The organism is Pseudomonas sp. B21-009 (assembly GCF_024749345.1).
Classification (GTDB): domain Bacteria; phylum Pseudomonadota; class Gammaproteobacteria; order Pseudomonadales; family Pseudomonadaceae; genus Aquipseudomonas.
This window is the reverse complement of the sequence record NZ_CP087199.1, coordinates 3,641,953-3,656,214: the sequence shown is the minus strand read 5'-3', so window position 1 is coordinate 3,656,214 and position 14,262 is coordinate 3,641,953. Positions and strand designations below refer to the sequence as shown.

Annotated in this window: 10 protein-coding genes; all 10 read left to right on the top strand. The window is 65.8% G+C overall.

From position 1 onward, the window contains the following. Nucleotides 1-470: 470 nt before the first annotated feature. The gene (locus tag LOY34_RS16620) at nt 471-2,558 is read left to right on the top strand and encodes a TonB-dependent receptor domain-containing protein (protein WP_195886018.1); all 2,088 of its coding nucleotides are present in this window, start codon (nt 471-473) and stop codon (nt 2,556-2,558) included. Between the two features lie 44 nt (nt 2,559-2,602). Then, nucleotides 2,603-4,318 carry an ABC transporter substrate-binding protein gene (locus LOY34_RS16615; protein WP_258663589.1) on the top strand — a complete coding sequence of 572 codons (1,716 nt, stop codon included), beginning with the start codon at nt 2,603-2,605 and terminating at the stop codon, nt 4,316-4,318. Continuing rightward, nucleotides 4,315-5,247, top strand: a complete 933-nt coding sequence (locus LOY34_RS16610) for an ABC transporter permease (RefSeq protein WP_093381307.1) — start codon at nt 4,315-4,317, stop codon at nt 5,245-5,247. Before LOY34_RS16615 ends, LOY34_RS16610 begins: the two co-directional genes overlap by 4 nt. Nucleotides 5,248-5,269: 22 nt before the next feature. Further along, nucleotides 5,270-6,553: an acyl-CoA dehydrogenase family protein gene (locus tag LOY34_RS16605; protein WP_195884532.1), complete on the top strand. Its 1,284-nt coding sequence runs from the start codon at nt 5,270-5,272 to the stop codon at nt 6,551-6,553. Nucleotides 6,554-6,572: 19 nt separating this feature from the next. Beyond that, nucleotides 6,573-7,916 (top strand): LLM class flavin-dependent oxidoreductase, encoded by a 1,344-nt coding sequence (locus LOY34_RS16600; RefSeq protein ID WP_195884531.1) that lies wholly within the window; start codon nt 6,573-6,575, stop codon nt 7,914-7,916. A gap of 27 nt (nt 7,917-7,943) precedes the next feature. Further along, entirely contained in the window at nt 7,944-8,999 is a 1,056-nt protein-coding gene (locus LOY34_RS16595; protein ID WP_195884530.1) for an NADP(H)-dependent aldo-keto reductase, read from the top strand. Nucleotides 9,000-9,022: 23 nt separating this feature from the next. After that, nucleotides 9,023-9,913, top strand: coding sequence for an ABC transporter permease (locus LOY34_RS16590; RefSeq protein WP_093381314.1), 891 nt, complete (start codon nt 9,023-9,025; stop codon nt 9,911-9,913). Then, complete coding sequence (locus tag LOY34_RS16585) at nt 9,910-11,571, top strand: ABC transporter ATP-binding protein (RefSeq protein WP_195884529.1); 1,662 nt, start codon at nt 9,910-9,912, stop codon at nt 11,569-11,571. The genes LOY34_RS16590 and LOY34_RS16585 overlap by 4 nt, the downstream gene beginning before the upstream one ends. A gap of 26 nt (nt 11,572-11,597) precedes the next feature. Further along, nucleotides 11,598-12,806: an acyl-CoA dehydrogenase family protein gene (locus LOY34_RS16580; protein ID WP_195884528.1), complete on the top strand. Its 1,209-nt coding sequence runs from the start codon at nt 11,598-11,600 to the stop codon at nt 12,804-12,806. 61 nt (nt 12,807-12,867) lie between these two features. Next, nucleotides 12,868-14,220: an MFS transporter gene (locus tag LOY34_RS16575; RefSeq protein WP_258665120.1), complete on the top strand. Its 1,353-nt coding sequence runs from the start codon at nt 12,868-12,870 to the stop codon at nt 14,218-14,220. Nucleotides 14,221-14,262 lie beyond the last annotated feature (42 nt).

Here is a 14,262-nt window from a genome sequence, read left to right as displayed (position 1 = left end):
CAAAGCTGCGGGCATAGGCATGCCCGGCAACAAGGCGTCGCAAGCGCAGTTGGCTGGGGTGTCGAAGCTCGGTGTGTCGCAGGTCCCTGTCTGGCGCAGGGTTTTAAGCGGACGTATGCGCGCTAGTGTATTCCCGTACGGAATGTGGGACTAATCGACCTTGTTGATAGGTCTATCGACAGGATCTATCAAGGCCTGGGCCATGATCAACTGTTCGCCAGGCAACAGCAGTTGGACAGATACCGGCAATTCGAACAATTGTTTAAACCTTTGAAACCGCTCAAACCCAAGGATTTCAAGGGATTTTGTGGTTGGCACGGACGCTGCAACAGCTCCCTTCGAGATTGACTATACCAATAGAAACTCGCCTATTTTTTAATCAGGTGGGGAGCAAGACCTTGAATTTCGTGCCTCGGGCAACATCCGTTTTATCCAAATCTTCGACCAAAGTAGTAGGCAAGGACTGGAAGCTGGCCAGCGTCGGCGCCGCCCTGTTGAGCCTGGCGCCGCTGGCCCAGGCCGAAGACGCCACACAGACTGAAAAACGCCTGGAGACGGTTACCGTCCAGGCCGCCAAAGCCACCCCGGTAGAAGCGGCGCAGGCGCAACTGGACGAGATCCCCGGCGGTACCGGGCTGGTCCAGCAGGCCGAGGTGGAGAAGGGCCGCTCGGCCACCCTCGAAGACACCCTGGCCTATCAGCCGGGGGTGTATGCGCAGGCGGCCGGCGGCAACGATGCGATCAAGATTTCCATTCGCGGCTCGGGCGCCAACACATCGCCTGGCTACTTTCGCGAAGGCACCAAGTTTCTCTTCGACGGCCTGGCCCTGACCGGCGCCGGCGGCACGCCCTATGAGCTGCTCGACACCCAGGGCCTGAGCTACACCGAGGTACTGCGCGGTGCCAACGCCTTCGAATACGGCGCCTTGTCGCTGGGCGGGGCGATCAACTTCGTTACCAACTCCGGCCTCACTGCGCCGGGCAACCGCATCAAGGTCGAAGGCGGCAGTTTCGGCTGGCAGAAGCAGACCCTCAGCACCGGTGGCGTGGCTGGCAATGCCGACTACTTCATCAGTGTCGACAACTCCAAGCGCGACGGTTACCAGGACTTCACCTTCACCAAGGCCAAGGGCGTGGTGAGCAACTTCGGCTACCGCTTCAACCCCAAGCTGGAAACCCGCCTGTACATCCGCTACCGCGAGGAATACCACGAGAACTCCGGGGCCCTGACCCTGGCGCAACTGAAGAAGAACTCCTCGCAAACCAACCCCAGCACCCGCGCCACCCGCGGCGACTCGACCAAGGAAGGCTCGACCTGGGTCGGCAGCAAGACCACCTACAACTTCGATGACGATTCGACCCTGGTGGCCGGGCTGGTCTATCACAACTACCCGCAGATCCTCAGCAAGAAGAGCACGGTCAACCCCAACTACTGGGACTGGCGCGACATCAACTACTCGCTCAAGTACACCCGCAGCGACCAGCTGTTTGGCCTGCCGAGCACCACCACGGTCGGCTGGAGCAGCACCCAGCACATCCGCTCCGGGGTGCGCACCTACAGCGGCGACAAGGACCTGGGCCGGTTGCAGAAGCAGGTCGAGTACGACGGCTCGTTCGACCATGTGTTCTCGCTGGGCAACGACCTCGGCCTGACCGACAACCTGTACCTGTCCACGGGCCTCTCGGCCATTGAGGTCAAACGCAATGTCGATGTCAATTTCAGCGACCGGCCCAACACCAGCGGCATCCCCAGCCACTACCGCTACCAGCAATGGAAACTGGCGCCACGGCTCGGCCTGCGTTACTACCTGACCCCGGACGTACAGGTGTTCGGCAACGTCAGCCGCTCGATCGACCCGCCTAGCTCCTGGTCCAGTTCCGGCTCGGGGGTGACCACCAACTTCGCCAAGACCCTGGTGCCGCAAAGCGCCAACACGGTTGAACTGGGGATTCGCGGGCGTTCGGACATTTTCGACGGCAGCCTGACCCTGTACAAATCGTGGATCAAGGACGAACTGCTCAACGTCGAAATCCTCCCGGCCACCAACACTTCGGCCGCGGTGGTCTCGACCTCCAACGCCAGCCCGACCATCCACCAGGGCATCGAGGCGGGGCTGACCACCAAGCTCTGGCAACGCGATAACGGCGATGTGCTGAGCTGGCGCCAGGCCTACACCCTCAACGACTTTCACTACCGCAACGACCCGCTGTTCAGCAAGAACGAGCTGCCGGGCCTGCCCAAGCACATCTACCAGGGCGAGCTGTTCTACCAGTACGCCAACGGCTTTTACGCCGGGATCAACGTGCGCTCGGCATCGAGCACGGCGGTGGACTACGCCAACAGCTTCTACGCGCCGTCCTACACCCTGTGGGGCGCACGCCTGGGCTACGACGCGCCGAACAAGACCTGGCAGGTGTACCTGGACCTGAAGAACCTCACCGACAAGGACTACGTCACCGCCCTGGTGCCCAGCTACGACGCCAAGGGCCAGGACACCGCCTCGCTGTACCCGGGTGACGGCTTCGGCGCCTACACCGGGATTGCCTACAACTTCTGAGCCAGGGGCGGGTGCCGTTCGCGCGGCACCTGCAGGAGAACCGCATGAGAGTAATCGCAAGGCTGGGCGTGCCCGCCGTGCTTGGCGTGCTGCTGGCCCTGGGCGCCTGCAAACCGGTGGAGCCAACGCCGGGGCAGGGCAGCAGTGGCATCGACGGCACGCTACACAACGGCACCTTGAGCTATGCCGCGCAGGACTATTACGAGGCCGCCCCGGGCAAGCCCGGTGGCACCCTGCGGGTGTCGACGGCCTCCGACACCACGACGCTGGACGTGCATTCGATTTCCCACGGCAATGTGCAGTGGCTGGGGCGCATTCTGTTCGACTGCCTGCTGTACCAGGACGAGCAGGGCAATATCTCGCCGTGGCTGGCCAAGTCCTGGGAGATCTCCGACGACGGCAAGACCTACACCTTTCACCTGCGCGACGACGTGACCTTCAGCGATGGCGAGAAATTCAACGCCCGTGCCGTGCAGGTCAACCTTGAACACATGCGCGACCCGGCGACCAAATCGCCGCTGGCCGCTGCCTACATCGCCCCCTACGTGGACGGGCGCATCGTCGATGAGTACACCTTCGAAGCGCACTTGCGCGAGCCGTATTCGCCGTTCCTCGATGTGCTGGCGCAGTCGTGGCTGAGCATGATCTCGCCCCGGCAGATCCTTGAAGCGCCGAAGACCATTGCCGAACACCCGATCGGCTCCGGGCCCTTCGTGCTGGAAAGCTACACCCGCGACCAGGGCGCCAACTTCGTCAAGCGCAAGGGCTACAACTGGGCGCCCGCAGTCACCCGCCACCAGGGCGAGGCCTACCTCGATCGCCTTGAGCTGAGCATCGTCCCCGAGCCGATGATCCGCTTCAGCACCCTGGAAGCCGGCCAGTCGGACTTCACCGTCGACGCCCCGACCCAGAACGCCCGGGCCATCCGTGACAACCCGGACTTGCAGATGCGCAGCCGGATTCGCAAGGCCAATCCGTTTCGCAGCCTGACCTTCAACGTCGAGCGCTTTCCCTTCGACGACGTGCAGGTGCGCCGCGCCGTGGCCAAGGCCATCGACCGCGACGGCCTGGCCTGGATCACCGGTTTTGGCGAGTACCTGGCCAAGGGTGATTTTCTCGCCGCCAACACCCGTTACTACGACCCGGCATTCAAGGATGTGCTGGCCTATGACGTCGCCGAGGCAAACCGCGTTCTCGACCAGGCCGGCTGGAGCGAGCGCGACGCCGAGGGTTACCGGGTCAAGAACGGCCAGCGCCTGGCCGCGCACCTGCTGACCTACGAAACCGCGGCCTACCCGAGCAGCATCGCCGTGGCCATCCAGGCCGACCTGAAGAAGATCGGCCTCAAGATCGACATCGACCTGCTGCCCCTGGCCCAGGTCACCCAGCGCCGTTACGCCAGTGATTTTCAGCTGATCGGCGGCGGCTACTGGCACACCAACACCCCCGATGGCCTGTACATCCTCTATCACAGCCAGGCAATCAGCACCGCCAAGCTGATCGGCCAGAACGCCGGGCGCTTTCGCGATGCCGAGCTCGACCGGGTACTCAGCGCGGCCCGGCGGACTACCGACCCGGTGGCGCTGAACGACCTCTATCGCATCGCCCAGCAGCGCCTGGCGCAGACCATCCCGGCGGTGCCGGTGTTCGAGAGCCATGTGCTGCTGGCCTACCGCAAGCAGGTCAAGGGGCTGATTTTCGACACTTCGCACAACACCCCGTTTTTCACCAGTGTCTGGTTCGACCCGGAGGGCAAATGACTAGCTTGCAACGATTGGCCTGGCGCCTGCTGGCCGGCATCGGCGTGCTCTGGGGCGCGGCGACCCTGACCTTCCTGGCCATCAACCTCAGTGCCGGCGACCCGGCCCTGGCGATTCTCGGCGGCCCCGACGCCATGCCCAGCGCCGAGCTGATCGCCCAGGTGCGCGCCGAATACGGCCTCGACCAGCCGTTGTGGGTGCAGTACGGCCAGTACCTGGCGCGCCTGGCCCAGGGCGATCTGGGCGAGTCATACCGTTTGCGCATCCCGGTGCTGCAGGTAATCGGCAGCCAGCTGGGCGCCACCGTGCAGCTGTCGCTGGCCGCCGCCTTGCTGTCGATTGTGCTGGCGGTGAGCTGCGCGGTGCTCACCGCCAACCGGCCGCGCTGGGTGCGCTCGCTGGTGTCCGGCACTGAACTGGTGCTGTCGTCGGCGCCGTCGTTCGTGATCGGCATCGTGCTGTTGCTGGTGTTTTCGTTCGGCTGGCACCTGCTGCCGCCATCCGGTTCCAACAGCTGGCAGGCGCTGATATTGCCGAGCCTGGCCCTGGCCCTGCCGATTGCCGCGGTGCTGACCCAGGTACTGCGCCAGGAGCTGGAAGACATCCTCGAACAGCCGTTTATCGCCATGGCCCGCGCCCGCGGCATGTCCGAGACCGGCGTGCGCCTCAAGCATGCCTTGCGCCATGCCCTGGTGCCACTGGTGACGTTGTCGGGCTTTGTTTTCGCCAGCTTGCTGGGCGGTGCGGTGATCATCGAAATGCTCTTCGCCCGCCAGGGCATCGGCCGCTTGATGCTCGACGCCGCCGTGACCAAGGACATGCCCTTGCTGCTGGGCATCACCCTGTTGGCGGCGGCGATTTATGTGCTCGTCAACTTTCTCGTCGACCTGATCAACCACTGGGTCGACCCGCGCAGCAAAAGCCTATGAACCCGAATCTCAAGGACCAGCCATGAGTGCCCATGAACTGCCAACAGCCCTGGCTGCGAACCACGCAGGCCAGGACTACGTAAACCTGCAGGCGCGCTTTGCCCCGGTGTTTGCCCGCATTGCCGAAGGTGCGGTCGAGCGCGAGCAGCAACGCACCCTGGCCCATGAGCCGGTGGCCTGGCTACGCGAAGCCGGCTTTGGCGCCCTGCGCGTACCCCAGGCATTGAACGGCGCCCAGGCCAGCCTGCCGGTGCTGTTTCGCCTGCTGATCGACCTGGCCGAAGCCGACTCCAACCTGCCGCAAATCTTTCGCGCCCACTGCGGTTTTGTCGAAGGCCGGCTGTCCAGTGGCGATGCCGCTTCGCAACAGCACTGGCTGGCCAAGGTGGCGGCGGGGCAGTTGTGGGGCGCGGCCATGGCCGAACGCACCGACACCACCGGCAATTCGGTGCGCCTGCGCGCTGCCGACCCGCAGGCGCCCGAGGCCGGCTGGCTGCTGCACGGCGAGAAGTACTACTGCACCGGCGCCATCTATGCCGACTGGGTGGCGGCGGTGGCCATGCTCGACGAGGATTTTGTCAGCGTGGTGGTGCCGACCACGGCGCCAGGGGTCAGCCTGGAAGATGACTGGGACGGTTTCGGCCAGCGCCTGAGCGGCAGCGGCACTACCCGTTTTGCCAATGTCGCGGTGCCGCCGCAGCAGGTGCTGCGGCGCTTCAAGCCCGGCGAGCTGCGCGCCGAATCCTACCTGTCGGCCTTCTACCAGCTGTACCACCTGGCGACCCTGGCCGGTATCGCCCGCGCTGCGCAGCGCGATGCCGTGGCCTTCGTCCAGGGCCGCACCCGCGCCTTTGGCGTGCCGGGCCAGTCCAGCCCCAAGGACGACCCGCTGGTGCAGCGGGTGATCGGTCGTCTGTCGAGCCTGGCCTATGCCGCCCAGGCCCTGGTGCTGGATGTCGCCCAGGTGCTGCAGACCGTGCATGAAGCCGAGCTCGACGGTTCGATTGGCGAGGCGCATTACGTCGAGGCCGACATTCGCACCTACCAGGCCCAGCAGATCGTTCTCGAGCAGGTGCTCGAAGCCACCACCTTGCTGTTTGAAGTCGGCGGCGCCTCGGCCACCAGCCAGGCCCGGCGCCTCGACCGGCACTGGCGCAACGCCCGCACCCTGGCCTCGCACAACCCGGCGATCTACCGCGAGCGGGCGCTGGGCAATTACTACCTCAACGGCATCAGCCCTGGTGCCGCCTGGCGCCAGTTGCACGCCCAGGATAACGCCGCCCGCGATGAAGCCAGCGCGGTCTGACCCCACTCAAGGAGTTGCCATGAGCCAGCCTGCAAAACACATGAGCATCGGCATGAACATCCTCGGTTTCGGCGCCCACTCCGGTGCCTGGCGCCAGGCCGAGGTGCCGGCCAATGCCTATCTCGATCACCAGTACTACAGCAACATCGCGCGCATCGCTGAACGCGGCAAGCTCGATGCGATCTTCCTCGCCGACGGCCCGGCGCTGATCGGCGATGTTGGCCAGCATCCAGCCGGGCGCCTGGAGCCCACCGTGCTGCTCACCGCCGTGGCCCTGGCCACCCGTCATATCGGCGTGATCGCCACCGCCTCGAGCACCTACAACGACCCCTATAACCTGGCCCGGCGCTTCAGCTCGCTGGACCATATCAGCGGCGGCCGCGCGGCCTGGAACGTGGTCACCAATGCCGGTGATGCCGCCGCGCAGAACTTCGGCCTGGCCGGTGCGCCGCGGCATGTCGACCGTTATGCCCGGGCCGATGAGTTCATCGATGTCACCCTTAAATTGTGGGACAGCTGGGAAGATGACGCGGTGATCGGCGATGCCCGCCGTGGGCGTTTTGCCGACCCGGCCAAGGTGCATGCCATCGACTTTGTCGGCGAGCACTTCTCGGTCAAGGGCCCGCTCAACCTGCCGCGCTCGCCCCAGGGCCGGCCGGTGCTGGTGCAGGCTGGGTCTTCCGAAGGCGGCAAGGCCCTCGGCTCGCGCTATGCCGATGCGATCTTCACCACCCAGACCACCCTGGTCGACGGCCAGGCGTTCTATCAGGAAATGAAACAGCGCGCCCGCCAGTGGGGGCGCAACCCCGAGCACCTGAAAATCATGCCGGGGTTGTCAACGGTAATCGGCAGCAGCGAGGCCGAGGCCCAGGCGCGTTTCGACGAGCTCAACGCCTGGTACGGCGAAGAAGGGCTGATCAACCAGGTGGCGGCGCGGGTGGGCCTGGCGGTCAGCGAGCTGCAGCTGGATGCGCCGTTGCCCTGGGAACGGATTGGCCCGGTGGCGGATTTCGAGCGCGGCTCCCACGGTTTTCTCGAAGCTCAGTTGAACCTGGCGCGGCGCGAGAACCTGACCATCCGCGAACTGTCGCGGCGCATCCTGGTCGGCCACCGGCTGATCGTCGGCACCCCGGAACAGGTCGCCGACAGCCTTGAGCACTGGTTCCGTGCCGGCGCTGCCGATGGCTTCAACATCATGCCGGACATGTTCCCTTCCGGCGTCGAGGTGTTCGTCGACCAGGTGGTGCCGCTGCTGCAACAGCGCGGGGTGTTCCGCCGTGAATACCAGGGCAGCACCTTGCGCGAGCACCTCGGCCTGCCGTACCCGACCAGCCAGTACCAGCGCGCCGCCGAAGCGGTTTGAGCTTTTTACTTTCGATACGGAGCGAGCATGATCAAACGTAGATTGGGCCACAGCGACATTCAGGTCAGCGTGCTGGGGCTGGGCAGCATGACCTGGGGCCACCAGAACAGCGAAAGCGATGCCCACCGCCAGCTCGACGCGGCGCTGGCCGCTGGTATCAACCTGATCGATACCGCCGAGATGTACCCAACGCCGACCCACGGCGAAACCTGGGGCAGCACCGAGCGCTTCATCGGCAGCTGGCTGGCGAACAGCGGGCGGCGTGCCGAGGTGGTGCTGGCCAGCAAGATCATCGGCCCGGCACGCCAGCCGGGGGCCGGCGCGCATATCCGTGAGGGGCTTACACGCCACGACCGGGCCAATATCGTCGCCGCCCTGGACGGCAGCCTCAAGCGCCTGCAAACCGATTACCTGGACCTCTACCAACTGCACTGGCCGGACCGCACCACCAATATTTTTGGCCAGCGCGAATACCCCTATGTCGAGGATGACCGCGAAACCGTGAGCATCGCCGAGACCTTGCAGGTGCTGGCCGATCAGGTCGCCGCCGGCAAGATCCGCCATATCGGCGTGTCCAACGAAACCCCGTGGGGCGTGGCCGAGTTTTTGCGCCAGGCGCGTGAGCAGAACCTGCCGCGCATCGTCAGCATCCAGAACCCCTATAGCCTGCTCAACCGCCTGTACGAGGGCGGCCTGTCGGAGTTCAGCCAGCGCGACAACATCGGCTTGCTGGCCTATTCGCCGCTGGCCTTCGGCGCCCTGACCGGCAAGTACCTTAATGGTGCCTTGCCACAGGGCTCGCGGCTGTCGTCGGTGTACCGCACCTTCAACCGCTACGACAGCCCCGGCGCCCATCAGGCTATCGCTGCCTATGTGGCGCTGGCGCAGGAGCTTTCGATCAGCCCGGCGCAACTGGCCCTGGCCTATGTGATCAACAAGCCGTTTGTCAGCAGCGCACTGACCGGGCAGACCAGCCTGGCGCAACTGGCCGACAACCTCGGCGCATTGCAGGTGAAGCTGGGTAGCGAAGCCTTGGCGCGCATCGAGCAGATCCACCGGCAGATCCCTAACCCGGCTCCCTAACGTTCAGTTCATGGAGGTGCCCGATGGCGCCGATCAATTCAACGGCAGCGGTGCTGCCAGTCAGCGGCCTGATCCCGGCCCCGGCGCGTTTTGCCAGGCGCCGGCCACTGGCGGTGCGCCCGGGGCTGGTGCTGGCGGCGCTGTTCGTCGTCTTTTTGCTGCTGGCGGCGCTGCAGCCAGGCTGGCTGGTGGCCGCCGACCCGCTTGATGCCAACGCCCGCCAGGCGTTCCAGCCACCGGGTAGCCTGCACTGGCTGGGCACTGACGAGAACGGCCGCGACATCCTCGCGCGGTTGGTCTACGCGGTGCGCCCGTCGCTGGTACTGGGCCTGAGTGCCACGGCGCTGGGATTGCTGCTGGGCACCGTGCTCGGGCTGCTGGCCGGCCTCGGCCCACGGCTGGTCGACGGCGCGGTGATGCGCCTGGTCGATGTGCTGTTGGCCTTTCCCGACCTGTTGCTGGCGCTGGTGATCATCACCTTTTTTGGCCAGGGCGCGCTCAACACCATCATCGCCGTGGGCATCGCCAGCGTGCCGCGCTATGCGCGCCTGGTGCGGGCGCAAACCCTGGTGGTGCGCAATGCCGGCTACGTCGAGGCGGCCACCACCCTGGGCTTGCCACGACGGCAGGTGATCTGGCGGCACGTGCTGCCCAATGCGATCAAACCGATTTTGATTCTCGCCACCATCGGCATCGGCAGCACCATCGTTGCCGGCGCCGCCCTGAGCTTTCTTGGCTTTGGCGCGCCACCGCCGCAGCCGGAATGGGGCGGCATGCTCGCCATCGGCCGCAACTACCTGGCCAACGCCTGGTGGCTGGTGGCCTGGCCGGCCCTGGCCATCACCCTCACCGTGGTTTCGATCACCGCCATCGGCCGCGAACTGCTGCGCCGCAACGAAGGTAAACGCCTATGAACGCTGTTCTTCAACACCCCGCGCCGCTGATCGAGGTCAGCGACTTGCAGGTGCGCTTCGGCCAGGGCGTGCCGGTGCTCAAGGGCATCAGCTTCACCGTGCAGCAGGGCGAATGCCTGGCGCTGGTGGGTGAGTCGGGCTCGGGCAAGAGCGTCACTTCGCGCACCCTGGCCGGGCTCACCGGAGCCCATGCGCAGTTGCAGGCCAGCCGCCTGACCTTTGCCGGGCAGGACCTGCGCCAGTTCGACGAGCGCGCCTGGCGCCGGGTGCGCGGCGCACAAATCGGTTTTGTCATGCAGGACGCCCTGGGCTCGCTCGACCCCCTGCGCCCGGTCGGCAAGGAGATTGCCGAGCCGCTGCAACTACACAGCGAGCTGAACCGCGAACAGCGTCAGGCACGGGTGCTGGAACTGCTGCGCGCGGTCGGTGTACCGGAGCCTGAGCTGCGCGCCCGCCAGTACCCCTGGCAGCTCTCCGGCGGCTTGCGCCAACGGGCGCTGATCGCCTCGGCGATTGCCTGCAACCCGCGCCTGCTGATCGCCGACGAGCCGACCACGGCGCTGGATGCCACGGTGCAGGCCCAGGTTCTGAGCCTGCTCGAATCCCTGCGCGGCGACAGCACGGCGATGCTGATTGTCAGCCACGACCTGGCGGTGGTCTCGCGCCTGGCCAACCGAGTGGCAGTGATGCACAACGGCGTGATCGTCGAGCAGGGCAGTGTCGAGGCGGTGCTGCAAGACCCGCAGCACCCCTACACCCAGTACCTGCTCAAGGCCGGCGCCGCCGTGCATTTTCGCCGGCCGCAGGCAGCAAAACTTGCGGCCGTGGCGCCGCCGGTGGTGGAAACCAGCGCGCCGCTGTTGCAGGTGCAGCAACTGAGCAAGGCCTTCAAGGGCCCGGACGGCGCCTTGCGCACCGTGGTCGACAAGGTTTCGCTGCAGCTGCACAAGGGCCGCACCTTAGGCATTGTCGGCGAGTCGGGCTCGGGCAAGACCACCCTGACCCGGATGATCCTCGGCCTGGAAACCCCCGACAGCGGCGCGATCCAGATCAAGGGCCGGCCCTGGCTGCAACTCGATGACCAGGAGAAACGCGCGCTTCGCCGCAGCATCCAGGTGGTGTTCCAGGACCCGCTGAGCTCCTTCGACCCGCGCTACACCGTGCAGCGGGTGTTGTACGAGGCGCTGCAAGTAGCCGGGCACCTGCGCGCGCAGTGGCGCCCGCAGGCCGTCGAGTTGCTCACCCTGGTGCGCCTTGACGAAAGCCTGCTGGAGCGGCGCCCGATCGAGCTGTCGGGCGGCCAGCGGCAACGCATCGCCATTGCCCGCGCCCTGGCCGCGCAGCCGCAGATCCTGGTGTGCGACGAGCCGGTGTCGGCGCTGGATGTGTCGGTACAGGCGCAGATCCTCGAACTGCTCGACGACCTAAAACAGCGCCTGGGCCTGGCCTGCCTGTTCATCTCCCACGACCTGGGGGTGATCAACCACGTCAGCGACCAGGTGCTGGTGATGAAAGACGGCGTGGCGGTGGAAAGCGGCGCCGTGCGCGATGTTTTCGACCGTCCGCAACACCCCTATACCCGTGCCTTGCTTGACGCCATTCCACACCTGGAAAGCGGTCGCAAGGTCAGTTTCGAATTTCTCCGCCTGGCGATCTGATCGCCTGATTTGCACAAGGAAAGTCCATGCCTGGTTTATCCGCAGTCCCCCCGATTGAGCGTCGCAACCTCGACGACCTCAAAGGCAACACCGAAAACCTGCTACCGCTGATTGCCGCCGGCGCCGCGCAACGTGAGCGCGAACGCCAGCTGCCCTATGAGGCGGTACGCCAGATTGCCCAGGCCGGGCTCTACACCTGCCGCATACCCGAGCAATACGGCGGCCCGGGTGGCAGTGTCAGCGATGTGATCGGCCTGCTGCTGCGCATCGCCTCGGTGGACTCCAACGTCGCCCAGGCGCTGCGCCCGGGCTTTGGTTTTATCGAAGGCTTGTTGTCGTCAACCGCCGACGGCGCCGAGGCCGAGCGCCAGCGCTGGTTCGCCCGCTACCTGCAAGGCGCGGTGCTGGGCAATGCCGGCTGGGAAGTGGGCGGCGCCAATGGCGCGATCAGTGCGCGCATCGTGCGTGACGGCGAGCATTACCGCGCCAGCGGCAGCAAGTACTACAGCACCGGCTCCCTGTACGCCGACTGGGTCAGCGCCGTGGCTCTGGATGAAAACGATCAGCCGGTGTCGTTCGTGCTGCCGCGCGAGCGCCAGGGCCTGGAGTTGCTCGACGATTTCGACGCCATGGGCCAGCGCCTGACTGCCAGCGGCACCACGCGCCTGAATGATGTCGTGGTGTACGCCGACGAGATCCGCACGCGCACGGTGGAGGAGGGCAAGCGCACCATCGTCACGCCGTTCCTGCAGTTGTTTCTGGCCACGGTGCAGGCCGGCATCGCCCGCAATGCGCTGGACGACGCCAGCCGCTTTGCCCGCGAGCATGCGCGGCCGATCAAGCACAGCAGCGCCGCGCGTTCGGTGGATGACCCTTACGTGCAGCTCATCGTCGGCGAGATCGCCGCCCGTGCCTTTAGCGCCGAAGCCGTGGTGTTGCGCGCGGCGGCGTCGATCGACCGCGCCTGGGCCAGCGGGCTTGACCCGCAACAGGTCGACCAGGCCGCCATCGACGTGGCCCAGGCCCAGTACATTGCCGCCGAGTCCGCGCTCAAGGCTGCCGAGTTGCTGTTTGACGTCGGCGGCGCCTCGACCACCGGCCGCAGCCACAATCTCGACCGCCACTGGCGCAACGCACGCACGGTCGCCAACCACAACCCGCGGCACTGGAAGGCCGCAGCGGTGGGTGCCTGGCAACTGACCGGCACGCCGCCGCCGACGTCGGGCTTGTTCTGAGGTGGGCAGTTTGCAGGCGCCGCTGTTGACCCACAGCACCGGGCAATCACGGCGGGTACCGATGATCATCGGCTGTGCGTTGCTGATGGAGCTGATCGACTCCACCGTGGTCATGACCGCATTGCCACAGATGGCCAGCGAGTTCGGCGCGCCGAGTGTGCGCATGAACCTGGTGGTGTCGCTGTACATGCTTGCCGCGGCCCTGGCAGTGCCGGTCAGCGGCTGGGCGGCGGACCGCTACGGGCCGCGGCGGGTGTTCGTGCTGGCGATAGTGTTGTTCACCCTGTCGTCGCTGGCTTGCGCCCTGGCCGGGTCGTTGCTGCAGCTGTGCCTGGCGCGCCTGTGCCAGGGCGCGGCGGGGGCGATGATGGTGCCGGTGGGCTTGATGATCCTGCTGCGCTGGTCGCCGCGCGAGCAGCTGCTGCGCAACATGTCCTACCTGACCATCCCGCCACTGGTGGGGCCGATGCTCGGGCCGCCGCTGGGCGGTCTGCTGGTGACGCTGCTGCCGTGGCAGTGGATTTTTCTGGTCAACCTGCCCATCGGCGTGCTCGGGGTGTACCTGGTGCTGCGGCATATTCCCGATTACCCCGGCGACAGCCAGCAACGCCTGGACCTGCGCGGCTTGCTGCTGGCCAGTGTGGCCCTGGCGTCACTGGTGTTCGGCTTCGAGGCGCTCGGCCATGGCTTGCTGGCACGGCGCTGGGTGCTGCTGTTGCTGCTGATCGGGCTAATAACAGCGCTGCTCTATGTGCGCCATGCCCGGCGTTGCGCCCAGCCGCTGCTGGACTTTTCGCCTTTGCGCGTAGGCAGTTTTGCCGTGAGTTTCTGGGGTGGCAACCTGTTTCGCCTGGGCACGGCGGCGCAGCCGTTCTTGATGGTGTTGTTGTTCCAGCTGTGCTTTGGTTTAAGCCCTTTGCATGCCGGTTTGCTGACCTTCACCGGGGGTGTCGGCGCCTTTGTGGTCAAGCTGCTGGCGGTGCGTATCGTGCGCCGCTTTGGCTTTCGCCGCACCTTGAGTATCAATGCGTTGTTCACCGGTTTGAGCCTGGGCGCCTGCGCCAGTTTCAACCTCGACACGCCGTACTGGCTGGTGGTGTTGATCCTGTTCGCCAGCGGCCTGATCCGCTCCTTGCAGTTCAGCGCCATGGGTGGCCTGACCTATGCCGACGTACCCGCCGAACTGCACAGCCGCGCCAGCAGCCTGTCGGCGGCGACGGTGCAGTTGACCATGAGCTTGTCGGTGGGGGTGGCTGCTTCACTGCTCAGTGTGTTGATGAGCTTGAAAGGTGAGCAGCAAGTGGCGGTGGCGGATATCGCCCTGGTGATTGGCGTCGGGGCGCTGCTGTGCATGGCTTCGGCGCTGGTGTTTCGCACGTTGGCGGCGGATGCGGGGAGTGAGATTTATCGCTGATTGCGAGCGCTGCGCGCTCGATCGCCGGCAAGGCCGGCTCCC

What these genes read in the sequence shown, in the direction of transcription:
- LOY34_RS16600 (WP_195884531.1), top strand. Translation starts at nt 6,573, where the DNA reads ATGAGCCAGCCTGCAAAACACATGAGCATCGGCATGAACATCCTCGGT.
- LOY34_RS16595 (WP_195884530.1), top strand. Translation starts at nt 7,944, where the DNA reads ATGATCAAACGTAGATTGGGCCACAGCGACATTCAGGTCAGCGTGCTG.
- LOY34_RS16575 (WP_258665120.1), top strand. Translation starts at nt 12,868, where the DNA reads ATGATCATCGGCTGTGCGTTGCTGATGGAGCTGATCGACTCCACCGTG.
- LOY34_RS16605 (WP_195884532.1), top strand. Translation starts at nt 5,270, where the DNA reads ATGAGTGCCCATGAACTGCCAACAGCCCTGGCTGCGAACCACGCAGGC.
- LOY34_RS16585 (WP_195884529.1), top strand. Translation starts at nt 9,910, where the DNA reads ATGAACGCTGTTCTTCAACACCCCGCGCCGCTGATCGAGGTCAGCGAC.
- LOY34_RS16615 (WP_258663589.1), top strand. Translation starts at nt 2,603, where the DNA reads ATGAGAGTAATCGCAAGGCTGGGCGTGCCCGCCGTGCTTGGCGTGCTG.
- LOY34_RS16610 (WP_093381307.1), top strand. Translation starts at nt 4,315, where the DNA reads ATGACTAGCTTGCAACGATTGGCCTGGCGCCTGCTGGCCGGCATCGGC.
- LOY34_RS16590 (WP_093381314.1), top strand. Translation starts at nt 9,023, where the DNA reads ATGGCGCCGATCAATTCAACGGCAGCGGTGCTGCCAGTCAGCGGCCTG.
- LOY34_RS16580 (WP_195884528.1), top strand. Translation starts at nt 11,598, where the DNA reads ATGCCTGGTTTATCCGCAGTCCCCCCGATTGAGCGTCGCAACCTCGAC.